This is a genomic window from Nonomuraea sp. KM90 (assembly GCF_052246675.1).
Taxonomy (GTDB): Bacteria; Actinomycetota; Actinomycetes; order Streptosporangiales; family Streptosporangiaceae; genus Nonomuraea.
This window is the reverse complement of sequence record NZ_JBQQCB010000211.1, coordinates 1-11078: the sequence shown is the minus strand read 5'-3', so window position 1 is coordinate 11078 and position 11078 is coordinate 1. Positions and strand designations below refer to the sequence as shown.

The 11078-nt window shown below is 70.9% G+C and carries 12 protein-coding genes; 8 read left to right on the top strand and 4 right to left on the bottom strand.

From position 1 onward, the window contains the following. The 3 genes from ACTWPW_RS60720 to ACTWPW_RS60710 form a co-directional block, all read left to right on the top strand. Nucleotides 1–284, top strand: a 284-nt coding sequence (locus ACTWPW_RS60720) for an ABC transporter permease (RefSeq protein ID WP_443174494.1), incomplete at its 5' end; no start/stop codon positions are given. Nucleotides 285–508: 224 nt separating this feature from the next. Further along, nucleotides 509–1849 (top strand): serine hydrolase domain-containing protein, encoded by a 1341-nt coding sequence (locus ACTWPW_RS60715; protein WP_443174493.1) that lies wholly within the window; start codon nucleotides 509–511, stop codon nucleotides 1847–1849. A gap of 127 nt (nucleotides 1850–1976) precedes the next feature. Next, nucleotides 1977–2603 (top strand): DUF1707 SHOCT-like domain-containing protein, encoded by a 627-nt coding sequence (locus tag ACTWPW_RS60710; RefSeq protein WP_443174492.1) that lies wholly within the window; start codon nucleotides 1977–1979, stop codon nucleotides 2601–2603. Between the two features lie 32 nt (nucleotides 2604–2635). Here the strand turns inward: ACTWPW_RS60710 and ACTWPW_RS60705 are convergent, their stop codons facing one another. From ACTWPW_RS60705 to ACTWPW_RS60690, 4 genes are all read right to left on the bottom strand, one after another. Next, the gene (locus tag ACTWPW_RS60705) at nucleotides 2636–3403 is read right to left on the bottom strand and encodes a sporulation protein (RefSeq protein ID WP_443174495.1); all 768 of its coding nucleotides are present in this window, start codon (nucleotides 3401–3403) and stop codon (nucleotides 2636–2638) included. A 358-nt stretch (nucleotides 3404–3761) separates the two neighbouring features. Further along, nucleotides 3762–4481: a MerR family transcriptional regulator gene (locus ACTWPW_RS60700; RefSeq protein ID WP_375113516.1), complete on the bottom strand. Its 720-nt coding sequence runs from the start codon at nucleotides 4479–4481 to the stop codon at nucleotides 3762–3764. 34 nt (nucleotides 4482–4515) lie between these two features. After that, nucleotides 4516–5940: a serine hydrolase domain-containing protein gene (locus tag ACTWPW_RS60695; RefSeq protein WP_443174491.1), complete on the bottom strand. Its 1425-nt coding sequence runs from the start codon at nucleotides 5938–5940 to the stop codon at nucleotides 4516–4518. 108 nt (nucleotides 5941–6048) lie between these two features. Continuing rightward, a complete protein-coding gene (locus ACTWPW_RS60690; RefSeq protein ID WP_443174490.1) occupies nucleotides 6049–6864 on the bottom strand; it encodes a class I SAM-dependent methyltransferase in 816 nt (271 codons plus the stop codon). Nucleotides 6865–6951: 87 nt separating this feature from the next. Between ACTWPW_RS60690 and ACTWPW_RS60685 the strand changes: the two genes are divergently transcribed. The 5 genes from ACTWPW_RS60685 to ACTWPW_RS60665 all read left to right on the top strand — a co-directional run. Beyond that, a complete protein-coding gene (locus ACTWPW_RS60685) occupies nucleotides 6952–7434 on the top strand; it encodes a GbsR/MarR family transcriptional regulator (protein ID WP_375113519.1) in 483 nt (160 codons plus the stop codon). A 166-nt stretch (nucleotides 7435–7600) separates the two neighbouring features. Then, nucleotides 7601–8479 (top strand): ABC transporter permease, encoded by an 879-nt coding sequence (locus tag ACTWPW_RS60680; RefSeq protein ID WP_443174489.1) that lies wholly within the window; start codon nucleotides 7601–7603, stop codon nucleotides 8477–8479. A gap of 44 nt (nucleotides 8480–8523) precedes the next feature. After that, complete coding sequence (locus tag ACTWPW_RS60675) at nucleotides 8524–9558, top strand: taurine ABC transporter substrate-binding protein (RefSeq protein WP_443174488.1); 1035 nt, start codon at nucleotides 8524–8526, stop codon at nucleotides 9556–9558. After that, nucleotides 9542–10333 (top strand): ABC transporter ATP-binding protein, encoded by a 792-nt coding sequence (locus tag ACTWPW_RS60670; protein ID WP_375113522.1) that lies wholly within the window; start codon nucleotides 9542–9544, stop codon nucleotides 10331–10333. Before ACTWPW_RS60675 ends, ACTWPW_RS60670 begins: the two co-directional genes overlap by 17 nt. Before the next feature lie 23 nt (nucleotides 10334–10356). Further along, on the top strand, nucleotides 10357–11078 hold a 722-nt coding region (locus ACTWPW_RS60665; protein ID WP_443174487.1), incomplete at its 3' end, for a TauD/TfdA dioxygenase family protein.

Here is an 11078-nt window from a genome sequence, read left to right as displayed (position 1 = left end):
CCGGCCTGTCGGCCAAGACCATGGAGGGGGCGAGCGCGTTCTCCTACCCGCTCATCTTCCTGCCCTTCCTCAGCTCGGCCTTCGTGCCCACCGACACCATGCCCGGCCCGCTGCGCGTCTTCGCCGAGAACCAGCCGGTGACCTCCATCGTCAACGCCGTCCGCGCCCTGTTCGCCGAGCAGCCGGTCGGCAACGACATCTGGATCGCCCTGGCCTGGTGCCTCGGCATCCTCGCCGTCGCCTACGCCTTCGCCATGACCACCTACCGCCGCAAGATCTCCTGAAAGGGCGACCGGAGACCGCCGACGTCTACGGCGGCAAGAGCCCCCGGTCGCCTGGGACACGTAACGACGAACCGGACGTGGGCGGCTCGGTCACCGGAGCCGCGAAGCCGGACGTTCCTCGCACGCCATTCGCGTGCCGCGTCGATCCAACCGTCCGCTCGATCCGGGCTTGCACCGTCACCCGGTGATCCCTACATGTCAGATCGTTTGAGAGGAATAACAGCATGACAAGCGGAACACCCGAGCAGGGACACATCGGGCGCCGGACCGTGCTGAAGGGCGTGCTGGGCGCCGGCGCGCTCGCCGGCACGCACGCCGCCCTCGCAGGCCCCGCCAATGCCTCCGTGAACGATGGCGAGCGCGGTGTCGAGCACGGCTGGGGGAAGGTCGCCGACGCGTTCCGCGCGAACTTCACCAACCCCGGCGAGGTCGGCGCGGCGTGCAGCGTCTACGTGGGCGGCCGCCCCGTCGTCAACCTGTGGGGCGGCCTGGCCGATCGCGAGGCGAGGCGGCCGTGGCGCGAGAACACGATCGTCCAGGTCGCCTCCACGACGAAGGGTGCCACCGCGATCTGCGCGCATCTGCTGGTCCAGCGCGGCCTGCTGGACCTGGACGCCCCGGTGGCCCGGTACTGGCCGGAGTTCGCCGCCGCCGGCAAGGAGCAGATCCCGGTGCGCTGGTTACTGTCGCACCAGGCCGGCCTGCCCATCGTGGACGGGCCGCTGACGTTCGAGCAGGCGTGCGCGTGGCACCCGGTCATCCGCGCGCTCGAGGCGCAGCAGCCGCTGTGGCAGCCGGGCACCGAGCACGTCTACCACAGCGTCACCTACGGGTTCCTGGTCGGGGAGGTCGTACGCCGGATCACCGGCAAGTCGCTCGGCACGTTCTTCGCCGAGGAGGTGGCCGCCCCGCTCGGGCTGAGCGCCTGGATCGGGCTGCCCGAGAGGCAGGAGAAGCGGGTGGCCCGGCTCCACGAGGCCGCCCCGTTCAGCTACGAGGAGTTGCTGGCCGGGCTGATCGCGACCACCGGCCTCGACGCCGAAACGGTCACCGCCTGGGTGAACGCCGTGTGGGCTCCGGGCTCGGTCCAGGCTCGCGCCGGCGAGCTCGGCGGCGCCCTGACCGCCCCCGGATATCACACCACGCGTGCCTGGCGCGCGGCCGAGTTCCCGGCCGCGAACATGCTCGCCGACGCCCGATCGGTGGCTCGGATGTACGCCGCCACAGTCAGCGACGTCGACGGGGTACGGCTGCTCGACCCGTCAACCGTCGAACGGATGACGGACGTGCAGACCGACACGACCCCGATGCACGGGCTACCGCCCGGCCTGAACGTCCCGGCCGACCGCTCCTTCTGGATGTCGCTGGGGTTCTGGCGGGCCTGCCCGCCGATGCCGATGGTGGGGCCGGGATCGTTCGGGCACCCGGCCTCCGGCGGGTCGATCGGCTTCGCCGACCCCGACGCCGGCGTCGGCTTCGCCTACGTGACGAACCTCTGGAACTACCGGCCCGACGACCCGCGCGCGGCGAACCTGGCCAAGGCCGTCCGCTCCTGCCTCGGCTGACGACAGCCCGGCACCCCGTTCGAGATCGGGCACGGCCGGTCCGGTGCGCAGGCCGAAGCAAGATCACCGCAGAGCCCACGGTGTTCGGCGAGTGACACCGCCACGGGCCGATGGAAGGGAGAACCCGATGACACAGGAAATCCACGTACACGGTCTGGAGAAGTCCTCCTCGCCGGCGCTGCGCGCGTCCGACGCGGACCGCGACCGGGTCACCGAGCTCCTGCGCACCGCCGTGGCCGACGGCCGGCTCGACCCGGTCGAGTTCGACGAGCGGCTGGACGCGGCGCTGACCGCCCGCACCCTCGACGCGCTGGCCCCGCTCGTCACCGACCTGGTCGCGGTGCCGGGCAGCGCCGGCGCACTCATGCTGCCGCTCGCTGGGCGGCCGGCCGAGCCGGCCGCCGAACTGCTCACCATCAAGGAGCGGCACGGCTCGGTGCGCCGTGACGGCCGGTGGACGCTGCCGCACCGGCTGGCGCTGCGCACCGCGTGGTGCGACGTGCTGCTGGACCTGACCAGCGCCGTGCGCAGCGCGCCCGACCTGGTCATCGAGCTACGGGTGAGCGGCGGCAACGTGGAGCTGGTGCTCGCGCCAGGCATGGTGGTGGACGCCAACGCGCTGTCGGTGCGGCACAGCACGCTGGCGATCCGCGGGGACACCGACGACGGCACACCGGAGGCGCTGCGCATCCGCCTGACCGGCCGGATGCGGCACGGACGGCTCGACGTCCGCCGGCAGACGCCGCACCGGTGACGCGGCGCGGCTCGAACGGACGCACCGACCGGCTACCTGGCGCCCCGCCCTGGGCGAGTCACCAGCCAGCGGTCGATCTCACTGGGCCAGTCGGTATGCAGCGCTTCCTCATGACTCATCTGGAAGCGTTCGGCATGGGTGCGGCGGCTTGTGAGCTGATCCGCCTCCAGCACCACGACCAGCTCGGACGAACTCGGCACGAACGTCACGTCGACCTCGTGCACCGCTCCGGCGTGATGGTCCGGAGGATAGAACTTGATCTTCTGGAGGAACGGCAGTCCGTGATGCGCGTCCGCTTCTCGGCTCGCCTGCAGGACAGCGGATTTGAAGGGACAGCCCAGTCGCGCGAACGCCTGCAGCACCCGTGACTCCGAGGGCGCCGGCCAGACGGCGACCCGGTCGAGATCGCTCCTTCCCACGTCCGTGGCGATCGCGACCTCGGTACGCACGCCCAGTGCCATGCCCGGCAGATGCCGGCCGCCGATCTCGCTGATGGGTGTCCCCCATGGGACCGCGGCCCGGAAGGCGATCGCCCTTTCCTCGCCCGGCCGCAGGACGACCGGGCCCGAGACCTGAACCTGCGAGAACTCCTCGGTCGGGTGGTGGCCGCCGCCTTCCCGCGCCGGCCATGGCGAGGCGATCAGGCCGAGGCCGAGGCCGATCCGGTCGATCGCGACGTCAACGTCACCGCCCTTCAGCCGTACTTCGCCGGACAGCACACCACCGGGCTGCGTTCGCGGGGTGGCCAGGAATGTGAAGACAGAGGGCGCGCTCGCCCCGCCGGCATCGGACAGCCGCATGAAGATCACAGTTGATCTCCCGCCTCGCAGGGATCGAGTCACTTGCCCGTCTGAACGACCAGGCTATGGCCTGAGTTCCAGTGCGTCATGACATCCTGTCGTCCCAACCCGATCAGCCGTCGAATGGCCCGGCCGCGCGGTGCGGCGCCGCCACCCCCCGACCGGAGCGGGCGCCTCTCCCCCAGGGCGTCCCGCAGGTGGCCGGCGCCAAGTCTCTCAACGCCGTCAGGATCACGAGGTGCTGATCACGGGCGGCCGGCACGACGATGGGGCCGAGATCCGCGTGATCGACCGCGGCCCCGGCGTCGGCCTCGCGCTCTCACGGGGGCTCGCCGGGGCCATGGGCGGCGCTGCCGCACTAGCCTTCCATGATCTGGGCGAGCCGGTCCCAGGCCGGGGACGAGGCTCCGGGCTGGGATCGCATGGCCAACCGGGCGATGGCCGCGTTGTGGACGGGGCGGGTCTCGGATCGGCTGTGGTGCTGGGTGAACCAGTTCCGGGTACGGTCCGCCAGGGCCGGAAGGCGGGGATCGTCCGGCCGCCAGCCGTAGGCGGCGTCATGGTCGAGGTAGAGGGCGAGGAACTCGGGGTCGCTCATGAGCTCGCGTTTCTCGGCGATCCACACGGCGGCGTCCTCCGGTGAGGCGGTCTGCATCAGGATCCAGCCGTCGCGTTCCAGGTTCCGCTGACGTTCGCTCACGCCGAGCCGGCGCAAGTCGTCGAGGAAGTCGGCGACTTCGGGGGAGACGAAGAGCCGGTCACCGCCGCGCAGCTGGGCGAGGTGCTCGCGGGTTTGCCGCAGCTGCGCGATGCGGTCCTGGAGATCGTGGTCGATCTCGGCGATGGCCGCCGTGAGCGTGGCCGGGTCGGCCTCAAGAAGGTCTTTGATGCGAACCAGGGGCACGCCCGCATGCGCCAGGGTCCTGATCTTGACGAGGTCGATGGCGTCCTGGGCGGAGTAGCGCCGGTAGCCGGAGGAGTCACGGTCGGGCTCGGTGAGCAGGCCGCGCTGGTGGTAGTGGCGGATGGCCTTGATGGTCACTCCGGCGTAGTCCGCGAGCTGGCCAATCGTGAGCATGCCGGACATCCTTCCATCCGGTGGGTCGGAACGGTCAGGCCCGTCGGGTCAGGCGGCCGCCGCCGTTGCGGAAGCGCGCCTGGCCGTCGCGGACGTCGTGATAGGAGACGAGCAGCAGGCGCAGGTATCCGTCGAACGCCTCCAGCGGGTATCCGGCGGGCGCGAAGAGGCCGGGCCGGATCGGCACGTAGCGCTGCGGGGGCGCGGAGGTCGTGCCGCCGGCGAACTCCGTGAAGATCCGCTCCTGCGAGGCGTCCGCCGGTTCGTAGGTGGTCCGCTCCTCGAGCTGGCCGTCGACGATGCTGACGTCGATGCGGAGCTGGTCGGAGCGGTAGGTGCCCGCGTAGGGGGTGAGGTCGACGTCCTGCTCCATCTCGGTGACCAGCGTGGGGATCGGGACACCGAGGTGCTCGCTCAGGAGCCACTGGAGCAGCTGGTCCTGCAGCATGATCGCCGCGGGGGTGTTGCCGTAGGCGGTGAAGACCAGGTCGTGTTCGGGGATGACGCACAGGATGGACACGCCGCCGGGCGACGCGCCCGACATGGCCAGGACCGTCGTGTCGCCGAACGGGTACCGCACCCAGCCCAGGCCCATCGGGGGGACGTTCGGCGTCGCCATGTCGTACGAGACCTGCTGCATCACCGCGGCCGACCCAGCCGTCAGGACGCGTGTGCCGGTGGGGGACATCCCGCCCGCGAGGTGGGTGCGTCCGAACGCGAGCAGGTCGGCGACCGTACCGATCGGCGTGCCGCCGGCCGGCCCCCAGGTGTCGGGCAGCGTGAACATGCCTGTGGGCCTGGCCGCCATGGTCTCGGGGTCCGGGAAGTGGCCGATCGCCGTGCTGCGCAGGATGGCCCGCTCGGCCGAGGTGCTGGAGTCCCTCATGCCGACGGGTGCGTAGATGTCGCGCTCGAGCAGGTCGGGGAAGGGCGTGCCGGTCACCACTTCCAGCAGGCGGCCGGCGACGATCATGCCGCCGTTGGAGTAGCTGAGCTGCTCGCCGGGCTCGAACAGAATGCCGCAGTCGCTCGCGAGGCCGGTGACGTAGGTCCGCAGGGCGTCGCGGCCCTTGGCGTCGGGGAAGAACAGGTCCGCGTCGATGCCGTTGGTGTGGGAGATCAGATGCCGGACGAGGATCTTGTCCGCCGCGCCCGGCACGTTCAGGGCGAATTCGGGAAGGTACGTCACGACCGGCGTATCGAGGTCCAGCAGGCCACGATCGACCTGCTGCAGGACCAGCGTGGTGGTCAGGACCTTGGTGACCGAGCCGAAGAGGAACCCGGTGTCGGTGAGCATCGGCGCGCCGGTGGAGACGTTCGCGGTGCCGTGGGCGACAACGGTCTGCTCGCCGGCGTGGTGGACCCCGGCGACGAACCCGGGGACGTTGTCGGACTCGCAGTAGGCGACCACCTGCTCGCGGATCTGGGCTTCGACGGTGTGCAGTGCGTTGTTGGTCATGCGAACGATCGTCGGACCTTGACCCAGGGGCAAGGTCAAGCCCCGGCATCGGCATCGCCACCGACCCCTGCCCGTGCGGCATGCCCCTCGGCCGCCTCCGGTCCGGACTCAGAACCGGAAGCGCACGATGCGAGTGGACCGTTTCATACCCGGCAGCAGGTTCAAGAGGCGGTACATGCGGCGGATGTTCGCGGGAGCCTTGGCCATCAGGATCGGGGAGTCGTTCATCGGCGCCTCGTCGACGTACTCGAGCCGGGGGTGCCAGTCGGCCAGCGCGGCCGGGGTGTTGAAGCCGCAGTGGAACTGGGCGTCGTATTTGCGCAGCATGGGGTCCCATTTCGAGGTGCGCCACGCCCAGACCGCCACCGTGTCGATCTGGATCTGACCGGCGGGGAAGGCGTCGACGACGCCGGTCAGCAGCCGCCGGGCGGCCGGCTCGGTCAGGTAGGGCACCAGTCCCTCGGCGATCATCAGCACCGGCCGGTCGTGGGGGATGCGGTCCAGCCAGGTCAGGTCGGTGACGCTGGAGCCGATCAGGGTGTAGTGCTCGCGCGGCGGCAGGAATCGTTGCCGCAGCTCGATGACGGCGGGGTAGTCCAGGTCGTACCAGTCGACAGTGGGGGGCGGGTCGATCCGGTACGCCCGGGCGTCGAGGCCGCAGCCCAGGTGCAGGACCACCGCGTCGAGGTGATCGGCCAGGAAGCTCCGGGCCCAGTCGTCGTGGGCCTTGGCGCGGACCACGGCCGCGAGGCCCAGCTGGCTGGTGCCGAATCTGCGCTGGTCGTAGCCGGGGTCGAGGCGGCGCATCACCTGCTCGGCGTATTCGTCGCCGAGGATCGGGTCCGGCAGCCGGTTGTCCAGAGCCTTGGCTTTCAGGACGGGGCTGAGGGTCTTCTGCACTCCGACGAGTTCGGTCTCCTTCACATCAGCGACGCTACTCTTATTTCACGAATTTCGTGAAATATCTGAATGATCTAAACTGTGAGGCCGACGACGGGGAGGGGATCCGCGGTGACGCGAGCGGACGAGGGCGCCATCGCCGGTTTCCGGGAACGGTTCGCGCAGATCATGGTCGAATCCGGCATGCCCCGGATGGCCGCGCGCGTGTACGCCGCGCTGCTGGTCACCGACTCCGGCAAGCTGTCGGCCGCGGAGCTCGCCGGGCAACTGGGGGTCGGCGCGCCGGCGATCTCGGGGGCGGTCAAATACCTGGTGCAGGTGCGGCTGGTCGAGCGTGGCCGCGAACCCGGCACGCGGCACGACTTCTGCCGGATCCACGAGCACACCTGGAGCCACTTCATCAGCCAGTCCGACCCGGTGCTGGTCCGGGTGCAGACCGGCGCCGACGAGGGCACCGCGCTCCTGGGCCCTGACTCCCCCGCCGGGCGACGGCTGGACGAGACCAGCCGGTTCTTCGCGTTCATGCGCGAGGAGATCAGGCAGTCGATGGCGAAGTGGTCGCGGCTCCAGGCGGCCGAACGCGACGCGGGCTGAACGGCCGGCAGGATCTTGCCGAGTCGACCGCCGGGCTCCGGGCAGCCGGTGAGCGTCGGCGCTCGGGCTCGCCTTTCATGAACGCGTACGACACGACCCTCGCCATAACCCTAAAACCTAGTAGGAAATGTTGACTTTAGCGGGGTGCCGCCGTAGGTTCGTGGTCATGAGCCCGTCCGAGACGGTGACCTCGCCCACCTCGACGGCCGCCGCCTCGACCTCCGTAGCCCACGGCGGAGCGGCGTCCGTCACCCGGCGATGGCGACCGGCGACCCGCAGGATCACGGTGCGCGTGCTCGCCGGGGCCGCGCTCCTCGGCCTGTGGCAGCTCGCCGCGGCCGCGGCGGCCAATCCCTCCTTCGTCCCCTCCCCCGGCGCCGTGTGGGAGCAGCTCCTGCGGTTGTCCACGACGCATGACGGCATCCGCGGCTACAGCGGCAGCCTGCTCGTCGAGCATCTGGGGATCAGCCTGCGGCGCATCCTCATCGGGTCCGCGATCGGCGTGGCCGGCGGGCTCGTGGTGGGCGTCGTGCTCGGCACCGTGCCGTGGATCCGCGTCGTGGCGGAGCCGGTGGTCACGTTCGTGCGGGCGCTGCCGCCGCTGGCGTACTTCAGCCTGCTCATCATCTGGTTCGGCATCGACGAGACGCCCAAGCTGTGGCTGCTGGCGATCGCGGCACTGCCGCCGGTCGCGGTGGCCACCGCCGCCGCCGTGCACGGTGCGCCGGCCGAGCTGGTCGAGGCGGCCAGGGCGCTGGGCGCCTCGCGGTGGGACGTCATCCGGGACGTGGTCCTGCCCAACGCGTTGCCGGAGATCTTCACCGGCGTGCGCCTGGCCGTCGGCATCGCGTACTCCTCCGTGGTCGCCGCGGAGACGGTCAACGGCGTGCCCGGCATCGGCGGCATGGTGCGGGATGCCCAGCGTTACCTGCAGACCGACGTCGTGGTGCTGGGGCTGCTGGCCATCGGTCTGTCCGGCCTGCTCATCGACGGTCTCCTGCGGGTCGCGGAGAAACGGCTCATCCCGTGGCGAGGCCGCTCTTGACCCGCCGCCGCCCCACCGTCCCACGTCCCCGCGAGGAAGCCGCCATGCGTCTCAGATTCCTGCTGTCCTTCGTGCTGATCGCGATCCTGACCGCCTGCGGTGACGGCACCGCCTCCCGAGGAGGCGGCGACGGAGCGGCGGGTACGCGTATCCGCCTCGCCTATCAGGCGTTCCCCAGTGGTGACCTCATCGTGAAGAACAAGAGGTGGCTGGAGGAGGCGCTGCCCGGCTACCAGATCCAATGGACCAAGTTCGACTCGGGCGCCAGCATCAACACCGCCTTCGTGGCCGGCAGCGTGGACATCGCCGCCATCGGATCCAGCCCCGTCGCCCGCGGGCTGTCCGCCCCGCTGAACATCCCGTACCAGGTGGCGTTCGTGCTCGACGTGGCCGGCGACAACGAGGCCCTGGTCGTCAGGAACGACAGCGGCGTGTCGGGGATCGAGGGATTGCGCGGCAAGAAGGTGGCCACGTCGTTCGCCTCGACCGCCCACTACAGCCTGCTGGCCGCGCTGGACCAGGCGGGGGTACGCGAGTCGGAGCTGACCATCGTCGACCTTGAACCGCAGGACATCCTCGCCTCCTGGACGCGTGGCGACATCGACGCCGCCTACACCTGGTTGCCCACGCTGAAGGAGCTGAAGAAGGACGGCAAGGTCCTGATCGCCAGTCGTGAGCTGGCGACGGCCGGCAAGCCCACGCTGGACCTCGGGGTCGTGTCCACCGCGTTCCTGAAGGCGCACCCGGAGGCGGTGGACGCCTGGCGCAAGGCCGAGTCGAGGGCTCTGCAGCTGATCGCCGACAATCGGGGCGAGGCCGCCGCGGCCGTGGCCGCCGAGCTGAACCTGACCAAGGAGGACGCCGAGGACCAGCTCGGTCAGGGAGTCTTCCTCAAGCCCGCCGACCTGGCCTCCCCCGAATGGCTCGGCACACCCGAGCGGCCCGGCGCGCTGGCGGAGAACCTCGTCAGCGCCGCGCGGTTCCTCAAAGGCCTGCAGAAGATCGACGACGTTCCCGACCTGGCGACCGTGCGGAACGCCATCTACACCAAGGGCCTGCCCGATGTCCTCATCCCTTGAGATCGGTACGGAGGCCGCCGTCCACGTGAACGAGGTCGTGCACGTCTACGGGACCGGTGCGGACGCCGTGACCGCGCTGGGCCCGATCTCGCTCGACGTCCCCCGGGGTTCGTTCGTCGTGATCGTCGGTGCGTCCGGCTGCGGCAAGAGCACGTTGCTGCGCCTGATCGCCGGGTTCGAGCGGCCCACCGCCGGCGTCGTCCGCACCGCCGGAGCCGCACCGGTGCCCGGCACCGGCGCCGGGATCGTGTTCCAGCAGCCCCGGCTGTTCCCCTGGAAGAGCGTGGGGGGCAACGTCGGGCTCGCGCTGCGCTACGCCGGCGTCCCTCGCGAGGAGCGGGCCCGCCGGGTGCCGGAGCTCCTGGAACGGGTCGGCCTGCACGACGTGGCCCACCGCCGTACCTGGCAGTTGTCCGGCGGTCAGCAACAGCGCGTGGCCATCGCCAGGGCGCTGGCGGGCGCCGATCCGCTGCTGCTGCTCGACGAACCGTTCGCGGCCCTGGACGCGCTCACCCGCGAGCGGCTGCAGGAGGACCTGCGCCGGGTCAGCGAGCGGACGGGCCGTACCTCCGTGTTCGTCACCCACAGCGTCGAGGAGGCGATCTTCCTCGGCAGCCGCGTCATCGTGCTCACCAGCAGACCCGGCCAGATCGCCCTTGACCTCGACATCCCCCTGCCCCGCACCGGCCTGGAGCCCGACGAGCTCCGAGCCCTCCCCGAATACGCGGCGCTGCGCGCCACCGTCAGCCACGCCGTCCGCGACGCCGCCGGTTGAAACCCACCCGAACAGGAGCTCACATGTCCACGTCACTTGCCGCCCAGCTCACCCTGCAGCCGCTCGGACCGCACTTCGGCGCCCAGGTGGAAGGGCTCGACCTGGCGACCGCCGACGACGCGGAGCTGGCCGCGGTACGGGCCGCGCTCGTCGAGCGGAAGGTGCTCTTCTTCTCCGGGCAGAGCCTCGACGACGACGGCCAGGTCGCCCTGGGTCGTCGCCTCGGCGAGCTGACCGCCTCCCACCCCGTCGTCGGCGGCGTGGACGAGGCGCACCCGGAGATCTACGCGCTCGACAGCGCCGACAACGGCTTCGCCGACGTCTGGCACACCGACGTCACCTTCATGCCCCGCCCGCCGCTCGGCTCGATCCTGCGCGCCGTGGTCCTGCCTCCGACCGGCGGGGACACGAGCTGGGCCGACAGCCAGCTCGCCTACGACTCCCTGGCCGCACCCGTCAGGGAGCTGGCCGACCAGCTCACCGCGGTGCACGACGGCAACCGCGAGTTCGGCTACTACCTGGCCCAGCGGCGCGGCGGCAAGGGCAGCGTCTGGGACGGCGAGGTCGTCACCCGGCTGGACCCCGTGGAGCACCCCGTCGTCCGCGTCCATCCCGAGACCGGGTGCAAGGGCCTGTTCGTCAACCCCGGCTTCACCTCGCACATCGTCGGCGTGTCCGAGGCCGAGAGCCGCCACCTCCTCGACCTGCTCTACGCCCACCTGACCAAGCCCGAGCACGTCATCCG

Bases quoted from the DNA above. Each gene is read 5' to 3' on its own strand.
- ACTWPW_RS60715 (WP_443174493.1), top strand. From the start codon at position 509: ATGACAAGCGGAACACCCGAGCAGGGACACATCGGGCGCCGGACCGTG.
- ACTWPW_RS60710 (WP_443174492.1), top strand. From the start codon at position 1,977: ATGACACAGGAAATCCACGTACACGGTCTGGAGAAGTCCTCCTCGCCG.
- ACTWPW_RS60705 (WP_443174495.1), bottom strand. From the start codon at position 3,403: ATGCGGCTGTCCGATGCCGGCGGGGCGAGCGCGCCCTCTGTCTTCACA.
- ACTWPW_RS60700 (WP_375113516.1), bottom strand. From the start codon at position 4,481: ATGCTCACGATTGGCCAGCTCGCGGACTACGCCGGAGTGACCATCAAG.
- ACTWPW_RS60695 (WP_443174491.1), bottom strand. From the start codon at position 5,940: ATGACCAACAACGCACTGCACACCGTCGAAGCCCAGATCCGCGAGCAG.
- ACTWPW_RS60680 (WP_443174489.1), top strand. From the start codon at position 7,601: ATGAGCCCGTCCGAGACGGTGACCTCGCCCACCTCGACGGCCGCCGCC.
- ACTWPW_RS60675 (WP_443174488.1), top strand. From the start codon at position 8,524: ATGCGTCTCAGATTCCTGCTGTCCTTCGTGCTGATCGCGATCCTGACC.
- ACTWPW_RS60670 (WP_375113522.1), top strand. From the start codon at position 9,542: ATGTCCTCATCCCTTGAGATCGGTACGGAGGCCGCCGTCCACGTGAAC.